The sequence below is a fragment of the Streptomyces bathyalis genome (genome assembly GCF_015910445.1).
GTDB lineage: Bacteria > Actinomycetota > Actinomycetes > Streptomycetales > Streptomycetaceae > Streptomyces > Streptomyces bathyalis.
In genome coordinates this window covers 2339648-2358941 of the sequence record NZ_CP048882.1, presented here as the reverse complement: position 1 = coordinate 2358941, position 19294 = coordinate 2339648, and the positions used below count along the sequence as shown (strand labels likewise).

Genomic DNA, 19294 nt, shown 5'->3' with positions numbered 1-19294 from the left:
TGGCTCACAGGCCGAGCAGCCACCGCCCGCCGCCGATCAGCGAGCACATCGACACCAGGTGGAAGAGGAGCAGCCAGACCGCGGCCGGAAGGTGGCTCAGGCGGGAGAGCTGGTCCGCGTCCGAGTCCGGGGCACCTCCGCGGCGCCGCTTCCCCTGGAGCTCGAAGACCGGCCGTACGCCGCCGAGCAGCAGGAACCAGACGACGACGTAGGCGAACCCCGCCTGCACCTGCGGCTCCGTCAGCCAGGAAACGAGGACGAAGGCGCCGCCGGTGAGGAGGACGGTCAGGACGCCATAGGCGTTGCGGATCATGGTGAGCATGGCCAGGAGCAGGGCGGTGGCGCTCCACAGGAGAAGGGTTATGTGGTTCGCGGCCAGCAGCCACGCACCGCCGAGACCGAGCAGCGAGGGCGCCGCGTAGCCCGCCGCCGCGGTGAGCACCATGCCGATGCCGGTGGGCTTGCCGCGGGAGAGCGTGAGTCCCGAGGTGTCGGAGTGCAGGCGGATTCCCTCGAGCTGCCGTCCGGACAGCAGGGCGATCAGACCGTGGCCGCCCTCGTGCGCGATGGTGACCGCGTTCCGTGACAATCGCCACACGCCGTGCGGTACGACGACGGCGAGGGCTATGACGGCGGTGGTGAGGACCAGCCACTGGTCGGGATCGGGTTGTGTACCGAAAACCCGGTCCCACAGGCCGGCGATGCTCGTCGTGTCCATTCTGTCCTTTGTCCTCCCGGCGCGGCATGAACTGCCCCGCACCCCTTCTTCTTGAGCGGAACGTGCTTCTCCGTGAACGCGGGGCGTTCCACATCAGTGCCGTGGCAGTGTGGCACTCATGTGCGGACGCTATGCAGCAAGCCGGAGACCAGAGGATCTCGTAGCGCTCTTCGGTGTGGAGATGTGGGAGCCCAGCGAGACCCTGGCGCCCGACTGGAACGTCGCCCCGACGAAGCAGGTGCACGCGATCCTCGACCGACCCCTGAAGGGAACGCAGGACCAGCGCCCCGTACGGCAGTTGAGGACCCTGACGTGGGGGCTCGTACCCGCGTGGGCACAGTCGCCGGAGATGGGCGCGAAGATGATCAACGCCAGGGCCGAGACGGTGCACGAGAAGCCGGCGTACCGGCGTCCGTTCGCCGCCCGCAGGTGCCTCCTCCCGGCCGACGGCTACTTCGAATGGGTAACAGCCAAGGGCGAGCTCCAGCTGGAGCAGGAGGGCAAGAGGAAGCGGCCGCGGAAGCAGCCGTACTTCGTGACGCCCGTGGACGGATCCGTGATGGCGATGGCCGGGCTGTACGAGTTCTGGCGCGACAGCACGCTGCCCGACGACCACCCGAGGGCCTGGTGGACCACCTGCACCGTGGTCACCACGGAGGCGGAGACAGCGCCGCTGGCGGGGCCGTCCGGCGAGGACGGTCCTAAGTCGCTCGCGGACATCCACCCGCGGATGCCGCTGATGCTGCTCCCCGACCGCTGGAACGCCTGGCTGGACCCGGCCCGTCGGCCGCAGGAGGAGCTGCGGGCGCTGCTCGAGCCGCCGCCCCCGGGGATGATGCGCGCGTACCCGGTCTCCACAGGCGTCAGCAACGTGCGCAACAACAGCGCGGAGCTCGTCAAGGAGCTGACCGGGCCCGAGGTCGGCACGCTGTTCTGACGTGTCCGCCGCCGGCCACGCGACCACTGACCACTGACCAGGGGGACTGGATCCCCTGACGCGCCGGACGGGGGCGGTACGGGGACGGGGACGGGGACGAGACGGGGCAGGATGGCTTTCCATGACCAAGAAAGCCGGAGGCGCCGGACACGGCGCGCACGCCGACCACACCGGGGCCAAGGGGAAGCCCACCCAGAGCGCCCGGACCGTCCCCACCCCCGCCGGAGACGCTCGCATCACCTGGCACACGGCCCTCGATGCCCGTGCCGTGCTCGCCCTCGGCCACGGCGCGGGCGGCGGGATCGAGGCGCGGGACCTGCGGGCGCTCGCCGCGGCCCTTCCTCCGGCGGGGATCACCGTCGCGCTCGTCGAACAGCCGTGGCGCGTGGCCGGTAAGAAGGTCGCGCCCGCGCCGAAGACCCTCGACGCCGCTTGGCGGGAACTGTGGCCTGCCCTGTGCTCGCCGGGCCTTCCCGTCGTCGCGGGCGGGCGCAGCGCCGGCGCACGTGTGGCGTGCCGCACGGGCAGCGAACTGGGGGCCGCGGCGGTGCTCGCGCTGTCCTTCCCGCTGCACCCACCGGGAAAGCCGGAGAAGTCCCGCGTCGAGGAGCTGACCGGTGCGGGGGTGCCGGTGCTCGTGGTGCAGGGCGGGCGCGACCCCTTCGGCCGGCCCGCGGAGTTCCCCGAGGGCACGCGGATCGCGGAGGTGCCGCACGGCGACCACGGCTTCGCCGTTCCCAAGAGCGCCGGCATCGGTCAGGAGGAGGCCATGAGCCTGCTCACGGACGCCGTCACCGGCTGGCTTTCCGGGCTGTCGCTCCCGTCAGGAGGCGGCCGCGGATGACTACCGGACGCGGGAATGAACACCCGTGGCGGATGTGTTCAAGGCAGAGTCAAACTTTCGAGACCAAGGGAGCCGTCAGCATGGGTTCTGTCGCTTGCCCGCAGCGTCCGCAGGCCGCCGACCTGGACTGGGCCACGGTCGCGCTCGCCGGCGGGACGGCGACCGGGGCGGCGCGCGGAGCGGAAGGTCGTCTATTCTCCGATTCGGGCGGGTCCGGCATCGGGCTTGCCGTAGCACCGGAGGAGGTGGGTCCGGTCACCGGGACCGAAGACGGCGAGAATGCCGGACAGGAGACCGAGGCGGAGCGCAGCGCCCGCTTCGAGCGGGACGCGCTGAACTACCTCGACCAGATGTACTCGGCCGCGCTGCGCATGACGCGGAATCCGGCCGACGCCGAGGACCTCGTGCAGGAGATGTATGCGAAGGCGTACGCCTCCTTCCACCAGTTCCGTGAGGGCACCAACCTCAAGGCGTGGCTGTACCGGATCCTCACCAACACCTTCATCAACTCCTACCGCAAGAAGCAGCGCGAGCCCCAGCGCAGTGCGGCGGAGGACATCGAGGACTGGCAGCTCGCGCGTGCCGAGTCGCACATGTCGACGGGGCTGCGCTCCGCCGAGGCGCAGGCGCTCGACCACCTGCCGGATTCCGATGTGAAGGAGGCCCTGCAGGCCATCCCGGAGGAGTTCCGCATCGCGGTGTATCTGGCGGACGTCGAGGGGTTCGCCTACAAGGAGATCGCCGACATCATGGGGACGCCGATCGGGACCGTCATGTCCCGGCTGCACCGCGGCCGGCGGCAGCTGCGCGGCATGCTGGAGGACTACGCACGTGACCGGGGTCTTGCCTCCGCGGGCACCGGGCAGTCGCACGACGGGAAAGGTTCGCGCTCATGAGTTGCGGAGAGCCGCACGAGACGGACTGCTCCGAGGTGCTGGACCACCTCTACGAGTACCTGGACCGGGAAATGCCGGACAGTGACTGCGAGAAGTTCAAGGAGCACTTCGACGAGTGCTCTCCCTGCCTGGAGAAGTACGGCCTCGAGCAGGAGGTCAAGAAGCTCGTCAAGCGCTGCTGCGGTCACGACGACGTGCCCTCGGACCTGCGCTCGAAGGTGATGGGCCGGATCGAGCTCATTCGCGCGGCCGAGGCGGCGGGAGCCGAAGTCCCGGACGGGACGGCCGAGTCGGAGACCGAAGACACCGGTGCGGCGCAGTCGCAGAGCGTCCAGGGGCGCAAGAAGTACGCCTGACGCGACGCATCGCTCTCCGCGCGGAGACAGCCGTGGCGTCGCGTCCCCGGATGCAGCGCATCCATAGGGCGGCGGGGAGCGTCTTGCCCGGTGGATCCGCTCGTTCTCACTCAATGGTGTGAGAACTTGGCGTCCCCTGCGGGGGATTGAGCGGGATGACCCCCACTGCCGCCGCAGTCGTCCTATTCTCCCCTTCCACCGTGGTACGGGGAGGAGTTTCCGATGCGTGCAGGGCGAGCCCGTCTGCCGTGGGCGGCACGCGGGCTCATCGTGTGCGCGGCGTCGGGCGCCTTGTGGTGTGCGGCCCCCGCCCTGCTGGACCCACCCGGCGTCGAGTGGGGCGTCCTGGTGCCGCTCGCCGCCCTCTACGCGATCTGTGAATTCGCCCCGCGCTGCCCGCTGATGGGCCACAAGGTGCCGGGAAACATGGGTGCCTTCTTCCCCGTCCTCCTGACCGGCGTCTTCCTGCTGCCGCCCGCGGCCGCCGCGCTCGTTCCGCTGCCGGGAGCGCTGATCGGCCGCGTCGAACCGCGGCACGCCGCCGCGCGCCGCGCATGGCATGCGGCTCAACTCGCCCTCGCCGCCTGGGCGTCGGCGCAGGTCTGTGCGCTGATCGACGGCAGCCTGTCCCTCCCGGCGCAGGGGACCGGCCCGGGCCCGGGGTCCGCAGCGTTCGTGCCCGGGTTTCCGGCCCTGCTGGTGGCTGCCGCCGCCGCGGCGCTCACCTTCTGCGCGGTGGTCACCACGCTCGACGGCGCCGTACTCGTCGCCGCCGAGCGGTGCGCGCTGCGGGCAGCCTGGCGCGGACAGTTCCAGCGGTCGGCGGCGCCTCAACTGCTGCACGGCCTGGTCGGGTTGATGATGGCCGTGCTGTGGCGCAGCCCGTACGGACCGGCCGCGGCGTTCTTCGTGCTGCTGCCGATGTACATCTGCTGCTGGGTGTTCGCCCAGTACCACCGCGAGCGCGGCGCCCATCAGTCGACGATCCGGGCGCTGGTGCAGGCCGTCGACATCAAGGACCGCTACACCCGCGGACACAGTGAACGGGTCGGCCGTGCGTCCGCCCTGATCGCGCGCGAACTCGGCATGGACGACGAGCGGACCGAGGCGCTTCGCTTCGCCGGCATCCTCCACGACGTCGGCAAACTCGGCGTCCCCACGCGGCTGTTGCGCAAGGAGGGCCCGCTCACGCCCGAGGAGCGCCGCGTCATCGAGCTGCACCCCGAGTACGGGCACGAGGTGGTCCGCGGCATCGGCTTCCTGGAGGAGGCACGCGCGGCGATCCTGCACCACCACGAGCGGCTGGACGGCAGCGGCTATCCGTACGGGCTCGTGGGCGCCGAGATCCCCGAGTTCGCGCGGGTCGTGGCCGTGGCCGACGCCTTCGACGCGATGACCTCCACACGCAGCTACCGCCGCGCGCGGCCGGTCGGGAGCGCGGTGGCCGAGCTGAAGCGCTGCGCGGGTACGCAGTTCGACCCCCGGATGGTGACCGCGCTGTCGCGGGCCCTGGACCGGCGGGAGTGGTCGCCGGCCGTCACGGCGGACCGTACGGGCGGAAACGTGCCGATGGCGCGGGCCAACGCCGAACGGGCCGAGCCCGCCCGGTGGGTGGCGGACGGCAGCGAGAGCCGCCGCTCGGAGGCCGACGGCGCTCCCGCGGACGCCACCCTCAAGGCCGAGGAGGCCAATGCCGGGCGGCCGCCGGCATGAGGTCCGTCGTCGTACTGTGCCGCACCGCGGCCGTCGCCCTCTGCTGTGCCGCGCTCGGCATCACGCTGTGGCGAGGGCTCGAACAGCCTTGGGTGGCGCTTGCGTTCGCCGCTGTCGTCGCGGTCGGCGAATCCGCACGGGTGCGACTGCCCGGCCGCGACCACGACGGCCGCGCTCCCACCAGCGCGCCGCTGGGCGCGGCCGGCGCTCTGGGCTACGCCCTGCTCGGCGAGGTCGGCGGCCAGGCCACCTCGCACGGTGTCTTTCAGGTCGTCGCCGTGGTGATCGTCGCCGCCCTGGCAGGCCACGCGCCCCGCGCGATGAGAGGTCCCTCACTCGAAGTGGACCATGCCTTGCGCGGAGTGCTCGCCGTCGGCTTCGCCGCCACCTGTTTCCAACCCCTGTACAACTCCGGCGCGTTGACGCACTCGGTGGGGCGCGGCCCGTACTACGCGCTCTTGCTGCTCGCCGTCACGTTGCTGACGGGGCTCTGCGACGCCGTCCTTGCGGCCGTGTTCGCCGCGGTCAGCACCCGCAGGCCCGTCGGTCCGCTGCTGCGCGACCAGCTGCGCGCCCGCGTCGGCATAGCCCCGGCCATCGGGGCGACCGGAGCAGTGATCGCGCTCGCCGTTGCCGCCGCCGGGCTCTGGGCCCTGCCCGTCTTCTGCGTACCGCTGCTGCTCACACAGTTCTCCTTCGGCAGGTACGCCTCCGTACGCTCCACGTACCGGCAGACCATCGCTTCCCTCGCGCGCTCCACCGAAGTGGCGGGCTACACGCCGCCCGGCCATGCGCGCAGGGTCGCCGAGCTCAGCTGCGCGGTCGGGCGCGAGCTGGGGCTGAGCGAGCCCGACCTCACCGTGCTGGAGTACGCGGCGCTCATGCACGACATCGGCCAGCTCTCCCTCGTCGATCCGGTCGCTTCGGGCGCCACGGAAGGGCTCGAACCCGAGCTTCAGCGCCGCATCGCGCTGCTGGGCGGCGCTGTGGTGCGTCAGACGGGCGTGGCGTCGGATGTCGCCGTGGTGGTCGAACGGCAGGCCAGTCCTTTCCGTGAGCAACCGCTCACAGCGCGTATCGTCCGTGCCGTCAACGCTTATGAGGACATGGTCGCCGGGAAGGCTTCCATCGAGAGGTCGTTGCGGGCGATCGAGAAGCTCAGGCTCGGGTGCGCACACGACTACGAACCACGCGTCGTGGATGCCCTGTCACGCGTGGTGTCGCGCGGGGCCATGAGTTGACGCCCGGGTAGTGAGCAGGCCTCCGCACGGGCATGGTTGGATGCGAGAGGGGAACTCCGGGGAGGGCGCAGGCCGTGCTCACAGCGGGCACGGGGCAGTCGGACGAACAGCGCCGTGAGCAGGAGCGAGTGCGAGCAGCAGCCGGTCGACAGGCGGGAATCAGGCGGGAACATCGTGAGGATCTTCGGCAGGGTGAGGCATCGTCCCTCCGCCTCGTGGCGGCAGGCGACGGACCGTGCTTTCACGCTCATCGGCGACGGTCGCTACGAGGACGCGGACGCGCTGCTCACACAGGCCGCCGACCTCGAGCCGTGGCTGTCCGAGTCCTGGTTCAATCTCGCGTTGCTGCACAAGTTCCGGCATGACTGGGAGCAGGCCCGCACCGCGGGGCTGCGCGCCGTCGCGCTCCTGGAGCGCCAGACGGGCGCTCCCGACTGGTGGAACGTGGGCATCGCCGCCACGGCGCTGCAGGACTGGCCGCTGGCCCGCCGGGCCTGGCAGGCGTACGGGCTGCGCGTGCCCGGGCAGTCCCAGACCGCGTCGGTCGCCGAACCGTCCGGCATGCAGCTGGGCAGCGCGGCCGTCCGGCTCTCGCCGGAGGGCGAGGCCGAGGTCGTGTGGGGACGCCGGATCGACCCGGCGCGCGTCGAGATCCAGAGCATTCCACTGCCGTCCTCCGGGCGGCGCTGGGGCGAGGTGGTGCTCCACGACGGCGTGCCGCACGGCGAACGCACCACGAGGAGCGGGCCTTCCTTCCCGGTCTTCGACGAGATCGAGCTCTGGGCGCCCTCGCCCGTACCCACATGGGTGGTTCTGCTGCAGGCGGCCACCGAGGCCGACCGTGACGCGCTGGAGCGGCTGGCCGCGGACGCCGGCTTCGCGGCGGAGGACTGGTCGTCCTCGGTGCGGCTGCTGTGCCGCACGTGCTCGGAGAGCAGCATGCCCGCCGACGAGGGTGACGGTTCCACGCACGTCGACCCGCACGACCACAGCTCGCCGGGGCATCCGGGCCCGCTCGGTCACATGACGCCCGGGGGGCCGGGCGACCTGTGGGTCCCCGAGCGCGAGTGCGGGCTGGCCGCGCCGGAGGGCCTCGTACGGGGACTCCTGGACAGCTGGGTCTCGGACAGTCCTGACAGCCGCGAGTGGCGCGATCTCGAAGAGGTCTGCTGACCGGCCTTTTCCGGTGAGGTCCGGGCATACCCCGCTCCCGGAACGGCCGCGCCGTGCATCCGGCTACGCTGTGAGGCGACGGTTCACGTGGCGAGGAAGGCAAGCGGCGGGATGGCGCGACAGCAGCAGGAGATCAGCGGGGAGTCTGTGGTGGGGGCAGCTGCCACGGCAGGTTCCGGCTTCGTGGACGACACCAGGGACTGCGAGGCCCGCGAGAACGCCCATCGTGAGCGCGGAACGGCGCGCCCGATCACCGTCGTCGGGAACCCGGTGCTGCACAAGGAGTGCAAGGACGTCACCTCCTTCGACGACGAACTGGCCTCCCTCATCGACGACATGTTCGCGAGCCAGCGGGCGGCCGAGGGCGTCGGCCTCGCGGCGAACCAGATCGGCGTCGACCTGAAGGTCTTCGTCTACGACTGCGTGGACGACGAGGGTGTGCGGCACGTCGGTGCCGTCTGCAACCCGGTGCTGGACGAACTCCCCGCCGGCAGCCGCAATCTGGACGACTCCAACGAGGGCTGCCTGTCGGTTCCCGGCGCCTACGAGGCCCTCGCGCGCCCCGACTACGCGGTCGTGCGCGGCCAGGACGCCGAGGGCAAGCCCATTGCGGTGGAGGGCACCGGCTACTTCGCCCGCTGCCTTCAGCACGAGACGGATCACCTTTACGGGTACCTCTACATCGACCGGCTCTCGAAGCGTGAACGCAAGGACGCCCTGCGGCAGATGGCCGAGGGCACGCCGCGGTACGAGACCGTGCCCAACGACTGACGCGGAGCGGGATCTCCCGCTCCTCGCCGTACGACCGCCGCCCGGTGCCGATGGTGCCGGGCGGCGGTCGTGCTGCGCGGCGGGCTCGTGGCACCGGCGGTTCGCAGCGGGGTCGCCGGGGTGACCGTCATTCAGTGGCCTTGTCCATTGGCATTTCCTGGCAGTTGTTGACGCGTTCCCTTTGTCACGACAAGCTCTGTGGTCACTCCCCACATCCATGGAGGCACCATGCCCCGACGTATGGTCAGAGCCGTGCTGACACTTGTCATGGTCGCGGCAGCTGTTCTGGTGGGCACGTCCGCCGTCGCGACCGCGGGACCGGCGCGCGCCGCGGACGGCTGTTTCACCTGGAACCGCGATCTCGCAGAAGGCGCTTCCGGGGACGACGTCAAGCAACTGCAGGTCCGGGTGTCCGGCTATCCGGCGAGCGGTGAAGTCATCGCTGTCGACGGCCAGTTCGGTCCCGCCACGAAGGCCGCCGTGACCCGCTTCCAGCAGGCCTACGGGCTGAGCGCAAGCGGCAAGGCCGACGCGGCCACGTACAACAAGATCTACGAGCTGCAGGACGACGACTGCTCGCCCGTCCACTTCGCCTTCGGCGAGCTGAACAACTGCAACTCCGACTGGAGCGGCGGTGCCGTCAGCGCCGCCGAGGCCAAGTCCAACGCGCTGCGAACCATGTGGAAGCTGGAGGCCATGCGGCACGCGCTCGGTGACGAGTCGATCAGGGTCACCAGCGGATTCCGGTCCAAGGCCTGCAACGACCAGGTGGGCGGGGCCCCTTCGAGCCGTCACCTCTTCGGTGACGCGGCAGACCTCGGCTCCGGACCTCACTCGCTCTGCACGCTCGCCAAGGAGGCACGCAACCGCGGCTTCCACGGCATCCTCGGGCCGGGCTACCCGGGGCATGACGACCACACTCACGTGGACCACCGCTCCAGCAAGTACTGGGACGCCCCCAACTGCGGGGTCAGCTCCTGACGTGCACGAACCCCACGTACACGGATCTCACTCGCACGACTCGCTCTCCCAACGCCAGCCCTGATCCATTCCAGGAAGGAAACCAACCCCCCATGAACAGAAAGATCGCCCTGCGGGCAGCCGTCGGCGCTTCGGCGATGGCACTCGCGATCTTCTCCACCGCGTACGTGGCGGAGGCAACGACCGCCGAGCCCAAGGAAGCGAGCCCGCTCGCGAAGATGAGCCACTCCGCCGCGGCGAGCAAGCTCAACGGGGCCGGCATCAGCATCACGTCGAGCGGCGGCTGCTCGGACCGCAACCGGCCGAACTGCACCTCGCTGGAGCAGGTCAACTCGGCGACGATCGACGGGGCCATCACCCTCAAGAACGCCAGCAAGTGCGACCTGACCGTCACGGGCGGCACCGAGACCGGCCACGCGGACGGCACGTACAGCCACTGGAACGGCTACAAGCTCGACTTCCACATGACGAGCTGCCTGACCAACTACGTCAAGAACACCTTCACCTCCATCGGTGGAAACAAGTGGGAGTCCGGGTCGGGGAACATCTACTTCGACGAGACCAACCACTGGGACGTCACGTTCCACAACTGCGGGGGCTGCCTGAAGGGTGGCAAGGGCTGAGCGAACTGGCTCGGCGGGAACAGGAATTGCGAATGAGGGGGCCGCGCCGGAAGCGCGGCCCCCTTGCCCATGCCGCGACTGGCTCGGAGGTCGTGCCGCGACTGACTCAGAGGTGGCCGCCCGTCAGAAGTCGTCGTCGAAGGCGACCGACCCCTCGACGGCCACCTGGTAGGCCGAGGCTCGCCGCTCGAAGAAGTTGGTCAGCTCCTGCACGTTCTGCAGCTCCATGAAGGAGAAGGGGTTGCGGGCCCCGTAGCGCGCCGGGAAGCCCAGCCGCACGAGCCGCTGGTCGGCGACGGCCCGCAGATACTGCTCCATCGACTCGGTGTTCATCCCCGGCAGGCCCTCGCCGCACAGGTCGCGGGCGAACTGCAGCTCCGCCTCCACCGCCTCCTCCAGCATCTCCGTCACCTCCTTCTCCAGCTCGGCGTCGAAGAGTTCGGGCTCCTCCTCGCGCACGGTGTCCACGACGTCGAAGGCGAAGGACATGTGCATCGACTCGTCACGGAAGACCCAGTTGGTGCCCGTCGCCAGCCCGTGCAGCAGTCCACGCGAGCGGAACCAGTAGACGTAGGCGAACGCCCCGTAGAAGAAGAGCCCCTCGATGCAGGCCGCGAAGCAGATCAGGTTCAGCAGGAAGCGCCGCCTGTCCGCACGGCTCTCCAGCCGATCGATCCGCTCCGCGCCCTCGCCCTCCTCGAGCGCCGCCATCCAGCGGAAGCAGAACTGAGCCTTCTCCCGGATGGACGGGATGTTCTCGACGGCCGCGAAGGCCTCCGCGCGCTCGTCGACGTCCGGCAGATATGTGTCCAGCAGCGTCAGATAGAACTGGACGTGCACTGCCTCCTCGAAGAGCTGACGCGAGAGATACAGGCGTGCCTCGGGGGAGTTGATGTGCTTGTAGAGGGAGAGCACGAGATTGTTCGCCACGATCGAGTCACCCGTGGCGAAGAACGCGACGAGGCGGCTGATCATGTGCTGCTCGCCGGGCGTGAGCTTGGCGAGGTCGGAGACGTCGGAGTGGAGGTCGACCTCCTCCACGGTCCAGGTGTTCTTGATGGCGTCGCGATAGCGGTCGTAGAAGCCGGGGTAGCGCATCGGGCGCAGCGTCAGCTCGAAGCCCGGGTCGAGCAGATTCCCCGCGGGGCGGCCGTGGTTGTTCTGAGGGTTGGTTGTCACTGGCACGCCTCGCAGGACTCGGGGTTCTCCAGGGAGCAGACGGCGGCTTCGTCCGCCGGACTCGCATCCCGCTGATCGGGGACGGCAGGGGCTGCCGCCGGGTTCGTGCCTGTGCCGCCCGCGGCGCGGGCGATCCGCGTCGCCGGGCGCGAACGCAGGTAGTACGTGGTCTTGATGCCGCTCTTCCAGGCGTGGGCGTACATCGAGCTGAGCTTGCCGATCGTCGGTGCCGCCATGAAGAGGTTGAGCGACTGGCTCTGGTCGAGGTACGGCGTACGGGCGGCAGCCATGTCGATCAGCGAGCGTTGCGGCAGCTCCCACGCGGTGCGGAAGAGCCGGCGGACCTCCTCGGGGATCCGCTGGATGTCCTGCACCGAGCCGCTGCTCTCGCGCAGTTCCTCCCGGGTGCGCTCGTCCCACAGCCCCAGCCGCTTCAACTCCGCGACCAGATAGGCGTTCACCTGCAGGAACTCGCCGCTGAGCGTCTCCCGCTTGAAGAGGTTGGAGACCTGCGGCTCGATGCACTCGTACACACCGGCGATGGCGGCGATGGTCGCGGTCGGTGCCACGGCGAGGAGCAGGGCGTTGCGCATCCCGGTGCGGGAGATGCGGGCGCGCAGCGCCGACCAGCGCTCCGGCCAGGCCTGTTCGGCCTGCGGAAAGTGGTCGGGGTGCAGCACTCCGCGCGCCGTACGGGTCTCCTCCCAGGCCGGCAGCGGGCCGTGCCGCTCCGCGAGGTCGGCGCTGGTCTCGTACGCGGCGAGCATGATCCGTTCGGAGATCCGCGTGGACAGCTCACGTGCAGCCCCGGAGTCGAAGGGAAGCCGCATGCGGAAGAGGACGTCCTGGAGCCCCATCAGACCCAGACCGACCGGCCGCCAGCGGGAGTTGGAGCGCTCGGCCTGCTGCGTCGGGTAGAAGTTGATGTCCACGACGCGGTCGAGGAACGTCACGGCGGTGCGGACGGTGGAGTCCAGCCGCTCCCAGTCCATCTCGCCCGACTCGCCCACGTGGGCCGCGAGGTTGACGGATCCCAGGTTGCAGACCGCCGTCTCGCCGTCGTCGGTGACCTCCAGGATCTCGGTGCACAGGTTCGAGGAGTGCACGATGCGGCCCGGCCCTGCGGTCTGGTTGGCGGTGCGGTTGGAGGTGTCCTTGAACGTCATCCAGCCGTTCCCCGTCTGCGCGAGGGTGCGCATCATGCGCGCGTACAGCTGGCGGGCGGGCACCTGCCGCACCGCGAGTCCGGCGGCCTCGGCCTCGCGGTAGGCGGCGTCGAACTCCTCGCCCCACACATCGGTGAGCCGCGGTACGTCGGCGGGTGAGAAGAGCGACCAGCCGGCGTCGGCCTCCACGCGGCGCATGAACTCGTCCGGAATCCAGTGCGCGACGTTGAGGTTGTGCGTGCGCCGGGCCTCCTCACCCGTGTTGTCCCGAAGCTCCAGGAACTCTTCGATGTCCGCGTGCCACGTCTCCAGATAGACGCACGCGGCTCCCTTGCGCCGGCCGCCCTGGTTCACGGCGGCGACGGAGGAGTCCAGGGTGCGCAGGAACGGCACGATGCCGCCGGAGTGCCCGTTGGTGCCGCGGATCAGCGAACCGCGGGCACGGATACGGGAGTAGGACAGACCGATGCCGCCCGCGTGCTTCGAGAGCCGCGCCACCTGCTGGTAGCGCTCGTAGATCGAGTCCAGCTCGTCCTTCGGCGAGTCCAGCAGATAGCAGGACGACATCTGGGCGTGCCGCGTACCGGAGTTGAAGAGCGTGGGGGAGGAGGGCAGATACGCGAGCGAACTCGTCAGGGCGTAGAGCTCCGCCACCTCCACGGCCGACTGCTCTGTCTCGTCCGCGGCCAGCCCGCAGGCGACACGCAGAAGGAAGTGCTGCGGCGTCTCGATCACCTGCCGGCTCGTGGGATGGCGCAGCAGATACCGCGAATGGACCGTGCGCAGACCGAAGTAGCCGAAGCGGTCGTCCGCCCCGCCCGCGACCGCGTCCTCGACCAGCGCGTCCAGACGCTCCGCGTGCGCCCGCACGAACTCGGCCGTGCGGTCGGCGATGAGGCCCTCGCGGTGCCCCGTCGCGACGGAGGACGAGAAGAACTCCGCGCCCTGCCCACGGGCCTCGTCGCGGATCGCGAGCGTGAGCAGCCGCGCCGCGAGCTGCGAGTACGCGGGCTCCTCGCCGATGAGCCCGGCGGCCTCCTCTGCGGCGAGCGCCCGCAACTCGGCTTCGCCGGCGCCCTTTCGGCGGCCGCGCAGCACCGCGGCGGCGACGCGCTCGGCCCCGGTGCCCGGCAGGTCGGCGGTCAGCTCGGTGAGGGTGCGCAGCAGAGCGCCGTCGTCGGCCGGGGGCGCCGGCGCGGCAGCGGAGGCGCGTGCGGCTCCCGCCGCGGCTTCTGGTGCGGGTGCGATGGTCACGGGATGTGCTCTCCCTCGCTCAGATCAGCTACCGGGGCACCGGGGGAGCGCACAGGCGGGCGCACAAAGGGCATGCCGCGTCGGCAACGCGGCGGTCCTCGCGGCGTCCACCGGCCCAACCCTCGGGACCCGGACGTCAGTCGACACGGCCGGCAGGCACTCGGACTCGCGACGACGGCTCATCGCAGCTCATGCCGGAAGGGTTCCGGGCAGAGCAGAGCAGCACATCGCACACCGTTGCGGGACAGTTCCGGATTCGCACCGGATTCCCCTGCGCGGCAGCGAGCACGAGCATACATCTAGTAGCGGGATGCGCCACTCGCCCCCACATGTTGTGTCGGGGGAGTGGAAGATCACAGTTCCAGGGCGAACGCGCGCAGAAACAGGCCCGGATATGGCTCCCAGTCCCGCTCCGGTGTGCGGACGAACCCCAGTCGTCCGTACAGCCGGTGCGCCGCCGACATCTCCTCGGTGCTGCACAGCACGAGCCGTATCAATTCCCGTGCACGCGCCCGGTCCACACACGCCCGCACCAGGGCCTCGCCCGCCCCGCGCCCGCGCCCCTCGGGTTTCACGGCCAGCATCCTGAACTCGCCCTCGCCGGGGCCTGCCAGGTCCGCGTACTCCCCGCCGTCCCCGACGAAGGCGACAGCGCCGAGCATCGAGTCCGTGGCGGTGTCGACGGCGACGAGCAGTTCCGTGTGCCGCGCGCGGCGCCGCGCCGCACGCAGTTCGGCCAGATACGGGTCCTCCGCGCCGAACGTCAGCAGCCCGTCCCCGAGGTACGCACGCGCGGTGAGCTCGCCCACATCCTCCAGCTCGTCGTCCCGCGCGGGTCTGATGGTGATGTCCATGGAACGAGCATGCCGCGCCCCACTGACAATCGAGCTGTCAGTGGGGCGCGGGCGGTATCCGTGGTGGTGAGTGCGATCAGCCTGCGGCTGTCGGCGCGGGCAGTTCCTCCTTGACGCCCGGGTCGCCGGCGTCCGCCGTGTAGTCCGAAGGCCGCGTCTCGTCGACGCCGTCCGGGGCCTTCACGGCCCGCAGCACGAAGGTGAGCGCCACGGCGACGACCACGTTGAGCACGAAGGCCGTCAGGCCGATGTACCCCATCTCCCCGATGCCCGGGATGATGTCGTTGGGCCCGCCGAAGTGCTTCTGCGACGGCAGCGTCGGCGACGGGACGCCGTACGCCGTGAGCGTGCCGTAGAGCATGCCCACGGCCCAGCCCGCCAGCAGCGCCCACCGGTGGAACCAGCGGGTGAAGAGGCCGCCGACGAGTGCCGGGAACGTCTGGAGGATCCAGATGCCGCCCAGCAGCTGGAAGTTGATCGCCACCGTCTTGTCCATGCCGAGCACGAAGATCAGCGCGCCGACCTTCACCAGCAGCGAGGTGATCTTGGAGACCTTGGTCTCCTCCGCGGGTGTGGCGTTCGGCCGGAGGAAGTCCTTGTAGATGTTCCTCGTGAACAGGTTCGCGGCCGCGATGGACATGATGGCTGCCGGTACGAGCGCGCCGATGCCGATCGCGGCGAAGGCGACGCCCGCGAACCAGGACGGGAACATGTTCTCGAAGAGCTGCGGGATCGCCAGCTGCCCGTTCTTGACCTTGATGCCCGCCGCGATCGCCATGAAGCCCAGCAGCGCGAGCAAGCCCAGCATCAGCGAGTACAGGGGCAGGATCGTGGTGTTCCGGCGGATCACGTTGCGGCTGCGGCTGGAGAGCGTCGCGGTGACCGAGTGCGGATACATGAACAGCGCGAGTGCGGATCCGAGCGCCAGCGTCGCGAACGCCCACTGGTTGGCCGAGCTGGGCGTCAGCTCGCCCTTCGGCTTCCCGGTGGTCGGGTTGGTCTGCGAGAGAGCGTCTCCGGCCTTGGCGAAGATGTCGTCGAAGCCGCCCAGCCTGATCGGGATGTAGATGATCGCCACCGCGATGACGATGTAGATCAGCGTGTCCTTGACGAACGCGATCAGCGCCGGCGCCCGCAGTCCCGACGAGTAGGTGTAGGCCGCCAGCACCGCGAACGCGATCAGCAGTGGCAGGTCCTTCACGAACCAGTGCGTCGACTCGCCGCCGCCGATGCCCATGACGTCCAGCACCGACTGGATGCCGACCAGCTGCAGCGCGATGTACGGCATCGTTGCCAGGATGCCGGTCACGGCGACGGCGAGCGCCAGCGACTTGGAACCGAAGCGGCCGCGCACGAAGTCAGAGGTCGTCACGTATCCGTGGCGGTGCGAGACCGACCACAGCCGCGGCAGGAAGGTGAAGATGAGCGGGTAGACGAGGATCGTGTACGGGACGGCGAAGAAGCCCGCGGCGCCCGCCGCGTAGATGGCCGCCGGCACCGCCACGAAGGTGTACGCCGTGTAGAGGTCACCGCCGAGCAGGAACCATGTGATCCAGGTGCCGAAGCTGCGCCCGCCCAGGCCCCATTCGTCGAGGCTGTCGGCGTTCTCCGCCTTCCGCCAGCGCGCGGCCAGGAAGCCCATCGCGGTGACGAGGACGAAGAAGAAGATGAATACGGCCAGTGCGACTCCGTTGACCCCGTTCATCGGGCACCGTCCTCTCCGCGGGCGCGCCGCTGCGCCTTGTCACGCTTGACGAGCTTGTACGCGACCGACGTCAGCACCGCGGAAACAAGCACCCACAGCATCTGGTACCAGTAGAAGAACGGCATCCCGATGAAGGTGGGTTCGGTGCGGGCGTAGGAGCTGACCCACAGAAGCGCGACGAACGGGACGAAAAGGCACAGTCCGATGACGACCCGTATCGGCGTGATGGCGGGTGGCTGCGACTCCGGCGCGGTCTCGGGTGTTTCGGGGGGCGCTGACATGCCTCGGCTCCGTCCGTCGGGTATTCCTGTCGAGACGCGCAGGAAATCTAAACGAGCGGTTCGGCCCCCGTCACTACCTGCACGGATAACGGAACGGCACCTTTTGTTTCGCGGGAGACGAGATGCGCCCTACGCGCCTCGTGCAAGCCCGGTCCGCCTCAAGGGAGTTCGAGATCTTTGTCCCGTATGAGCGGTATCAGCCGTTCTGATCGGGGTGCGGGCGCTGGAGGTTGGCGACGAACTTGTAGCGGTCGCCCCGGTACACGGAGCGCACCCACTCCACCGGTTCCCCCTCCGTGTCGAGCGAGTGCCGCGAGAGCATCAGCATGGGCAGGCCGACGTCGGTGCCGAGCAGGCCGGCCTCGCGGGGTGTGGCCAGCGAGGTCTCGATCGTCTCCTCGGCCTCGGCGAGATGGATGCCGTAGACCTCGGCCAGAGCCGTGTAGAGCGACGTGTACTTCACCAGGCTTCGGCGCAGCGCGGGGAATCGGCGCTGTGAGAGGTGGGTCGTCTCTATCGCCATCGGTTCGCCGCTGGCCAGGCGAAGGCGCTCGATGCGCAGCACGCGTCCGCCGGTGGGGATGTCGAGGGCGTCAGCGAGGCGGTCGTCGGCGGTGACGTAGCCGATGTCCAGCAACTGCGAGGTCGGTTCGAGCCCCTGGGCGCGCATGTCCTCCGTGTACGAGGTGAGTTGCAGCGCCTGGGAGACCTTGGGCTTGGCGACGAAGGTTCCCTTGCCCTGGATCCGCTCCAGCCGCCCCTCGACGACGAGTTCCTGCAGGGCCTGGCGCACGGTCGTACGCGAGGTGTCGAACTCGCTGGCGAGGGTGCGCTCGGGAGGCACCGGAGTGCCGGGCGGCATGGTCTCGGTCATCTCCAGCAAGTGCCGCTTGAGCCGGTAGTACTTGGGCACGCGAGTGGTCCGCGCGCCGCCGTTGCCGCTTCCCGACTCCGGCTCTGCCGCGGCTGTGACCGCGCCCGCGTCCGTGCTCATCGCTCGCCTTCCCGTTCGTGTCGTGCCCCGTCACCGGATGCCTCCGTGTGCGCGGGCCGTGCCGACTGCCCGCCCCTCCGGCTCCGGTTACGGCACCGGCGCGGCGGCGTTTCCGGTGGTGTTCCGGCCTCCGCCCTCCGTTCCGGCTGTACTTCGCGGCTCACATCGTGGCACGTGCTCGGCCCTGCGGGACTCTCCCGCCCAGATGTCGTTCCGATAACGGAACCGGCGGCTCGGATTCTGCACCGTTGACAGGGCTATAGGTCTAGGCCAAGCTGCGGACTGGTCTAAACCATTAGACCAGATCCAGGCGTTGGGGAGGATGCCGTGAGACGAGGACTCATCGCCGCGACAGGAATCGCGGCTCTGATGGCGGGCGTTGCGGCCTGCGGCCCGGGTGGTGAGTCGGAGTCCGGTGCCGACGGTTTCAAGGGCCAGACGCTGACCCTGTGGGCCATGGACGGATCCACTCCCAAGAAGTGGGAGAAGGACGTCAGGGCGGCCTTCGAGAAGAAGACCGGAGCGAAGCTGAAGCTCGAGGTCCAGCAGTGGAACGGGATCCAGCAGAAGTTGACCACCGCGCTCTCGGAGTCCGACCCGCCGGACGTCATCGAGGTCGGCAACACCCAGACCCCCGCGTACGCGAAGACGGGCGGCCTCGCCGACCTCGGTGACCTGAAGAAGAGCATCGGCAAGGACTGGACGGAGTCCGTCAACAGGTCCGCGGTGTACGGCGGTAAGCAGTACGCGGCACCCTGGTTCGCGGTCAACCGCACCGTCATCTACAACAAGCGGATCTGGGCGGACGCCGGCGTGGACAAGACCCCCGAGACACGTGCGGAGTTCTTCGACGCGCTCGACGCCATCGAGAAGAAGACCGATGCCGAGCCGCTCTACCTCCCCGGCCAGAACTGGTACTTCTTCGACGGCCTGCTCATCGGCAAGAAGGCCGAGCTGATCAAGAAGCAGGGCGGCAAGTGGGTCTCGAACCTCGACGACCCCGAGGTCGGCGCTGCCATGGAGCTCTACGAGAAGTACGCGTCGTACTCCAAGGCCCCCAAGGACAAGGACGAGGCCACGCCGCAGCAGGCGGAGATATTCGCCAAGGGAAGGACGGGCGCGTTCATCGGCCTGGGATGGGAGGCAGCGACCGCCGTCGAGGCCAACCCTGAGATCAAGAAGGACATCGGGTACTTCACCATCCCCGGGGAGAGTGCGGACAAGCCCGAAGGCGTCTTCCTCGGCGGCTCCAACCTGGCCGTCGCAGCGGGAAGCGAGAAGCAGGAACTCGCCAAGGAATTCCTCAAGATCGCGCTCTCCGACAGGTTCGAGGGCGCCCTCGCGAAAGAGGGCGGCGTGATACCGAACAAGACCTCCCTGCAGAAGAGGCTCGAGGGCAACCCGGCCGCCGAGGCGGCGGCGCCCGCCGTCGCGGACGGCGGACTGACGCCGCTGATCCCCCAGTGGGCCGCCGTGGAGAACCCGCCGAACCCCGTGAAGAGCTATATGACCGCCGTGCTGAAGGGGAAGTCGCACGCCGCGGCTGCCAAGTCGGTCGAGGACGAGATCAACAAGAGGCTCTCGCAGAAGCAGTGACGCCCCCGGGCT

18 protein-coding genes and 1 riboswitch are annotated in these 19294 nt (G+C 69.6%); of the genes, 11 read left to right on the top strand and 7 right to left on the bottom strand.

From position 1 onward, the window contains the following. Positions 1–4: 4 nt before the first annotated feature. Complete coding sequence (locus G4Z16_RS10035) at positions 5–718, bottom strand: M50 family metallopeptidase (RefSeq protein WP_028434174.1); 714 nt, start codon at positions 716–718, stop codon at positions 5–7. A gap of 118 nt (positions 719–836) precedes the next feature. Between G4Z16_RS10035 and G4Z16_RS10030 the strand changes: the two genes are divergently transcribed. From G4Z16_RS10030 to G4Z16_RS09985, 10 genes are all read left to right on the top strand, one after another. Beyond that, the gene (locus G4Z16_RS10030; RefSeq protein WP_197350501.1) at positions 837–1655 is read left to right on the top strand and encodes an SOS response-associated peptidase; all 819 of its coding nucleotides are present in this window, start codon (positions 837–839) and stop codon (positions 1653–1655) included. A gap of 121 nt (positions 1656–1776) precedes the next feature. After that, positions 1777–2499, top strand: a complete 723-nt coding sequence (locus G4Z16_RS10025) for an alpha/beta hydrolase family protein (protein ID WP_246530772.1) — start codon at positions 1777–1779, stop codon at positions 2497–2499. A 245-nt stretch (positions 2500–2744) separates the two neighbouring features. Beyond that, entirely contained in the window at positions 2745–3395 is a 651-nt protein-coding gene (locus G4Z16_RS10020; RefSeq protein ID WP_197354298.1) for a sigma-70 family RNA polymerase sigma factor, read from the top strand. Continuing rightward, the gene (gene rsrA / locus G4Z16_RS10015) at positions 3392–3751 is read left to right on the top strand and encodes a mycothiol system anti-sigma-R factor (RefSeq protein WP_246530770.1); all 360 of its coding nucleotides are present in this window, start codon (positions 3392–3394) and stop codon (positions 3749–3751) included. Before G4Z16_RS10020 ends, rsrA begins: the two co-directional genes overlap by 4 nt. 222 nt (positions 3752–3973) lie before the next feature. Beyond that, positions 3974–5464: an HD-GYP domain-containing protein gene (locus G4Z16_RS10010; protein WP_197350500.1), complete on the top strand. Its 1491-nt coding sequence runs from the start codon at positions 3974–3976 to the stop codon at positions 5462–5464. Further along, the gene (locus G4Z16_RS10005) at positions 5461–6705 is read left to right on the top strand and encodes an HD-GYP domain-containing protein (protein WP_197350499.1); all 1245 of its coding nucleotides are present in this window, start codon (positions 5461–5463) and stop codon (positions 6703–6705) included. The genes G4Z16_RS10010 and G4Z16_RS10005 overlap by 4 nt, the downstream gene beginning before the upstream one ends. Positions 6706–6879: 174 nt before the next feature. Then, entirely contained in the window at positions 6880–7878 is a 999-nt protein-coding gene (locus G4Z16_RS10000; RefSeq protein WP_197354296.1) for a hypothetical protein, read from the top strand. Between the two features lie 111 nt (positions 7879–7989). Next, positions 7990–8649 carry a peptide deformylase gene (def, locus tag G4Z16_RS09995; protein WP_197350498.1) on the top strand — a complete coding sequence of 220 codons (660 nt, stop codon included), beginning with the start codon at positions 7990–7992 and terminating at the stop codon, positions 8647–8649. A 228-nt stretch (positions 8650–8877) separates the two neighbouring features. Beyond that, positions 8878–9630 (top strand): D-Ala-D-Ala carboxypeptidase family metallohydrolase, encoded by a 753-nt coding sequence (locus G4Z16_RS09990; RefSeq protein WP_197350497.1) that lies wholly within the window; start codon positions 8878–8880, stop codon positions 9628–9630. Positions 9631–9722: 92 nt separating this feature from the next. Continuing rightward, positions 9723–10253 (top strand): hypothetical protein, encoded by a 531-nt coding sequence (locus tag G4Z16_RS09985; RefSeq protein WP_197350496.1) that lies wholly within the window; start codon positions 9723–9725, stop codon positions 10251–10253. A 123-nt stretch (positions 10254–10376) separates the two neighbouring features. Here G4Z16_RS09985 and G4Z16_RS09980 read toward each other — a convergent pair whose 3' ends face one another. The 6 genes from G4Z16_RS09980 to G4Z16_RS09955 all read right to left on the bottom strand — a co-directional run bounded on the left by G4Z16_RS09980 (position 10377) and on the right by G4Z16_RS09955 (position 17686). Next, entirely contained in the window at positions 10377–11351 is a 975-nt protein-coding gene (locus G4Z16_RS09980) for a ribonucleotide-diphosphate reductase subunit beta (RefSeq protein WP_246531260.1), read from the bottom strand. Between the two features lie 77 nt (positions 11352–11428). Then, entirely contained in the window at positions 11429–13852 is a 2424-nt protein-coding gene (locus G4Z16_RS09975; RefSeq protein ID WP_197350494.1) for a ribonucleoside-diphosphate reductase subunit alpha, read from the bottom strand. 179 nt (positions 13853–14031) lie between these two features. Further along, a riboswitch (cobalamin riboswitch) is annotated at positions 14032–14154 on the bottom strand. A gap of 51 nt (positions 14155–14205) precedes the next feature. After that, a complete protein-coding gene (locus tag G4Z16_RS09970; protein WP_197350493.1) occupies positions 14206–14706 on the bottom strand; it encodes a GNAT family N-acetyltransferase in 501 nt (166 codons plus the stop codon). A 76-nt stretch (positions 14707–14782) separates the two neighbouring features. Continuing rightward, positions 14783–16411 (bottom strand): monocarboxylate uptake permease MctP, encoded by a 1629-nt coding sequence (gene mctP / locus G4Z16_RS09965; RefSeq protein WP_197350492.1) that lies wholly within the window; start codon positions 16409–16411, stop codon positions 14783–14785. Next, positions 16408–16692 (bottom strand): DUF3311 domain-containing protein, encoded by a 285-nt coding sequence (locus G4Z16_RS09960; protein ID WP_197350491.1) that lies wholly within the window; start codon positions 16690–16692, stop codon positions 16408–16410. Before G4Z16_RS09960 ends, mctP begins: the two co-directional genes overlap by 4 nt. A 196-nt stretch (positions 16693–16888) precedes the next feature. Next, positions 16889–17686, bottom strand: coding sequence for a GntR family transcriptional regulator (locus G4Z16_RS09955; protein ID WP_197350490.1), 798 nt, complete (start codon positions 17684–17686; stop codon positions 16889–16891). A gap of 327 nt (positions 17687–18013) precedes the next feature. Between G4Z16_RS09955 and G4Z16_RS09950 the strand changes: the two genes are divergently transcribed. Next, positions 18014–19282 (top strand): extracellular solute-binding protein, encoded by a 1269-nt coding sequence (locus G4Z16_RS09950; RefSeq protein ID WP_197350489.1) that lies wholly within the window; start codon positions 18014–18016, stop codon positions 19280–19282. The last annotated feature ends 12 nt before the right edge of the window (positions 19283–19294 follow it).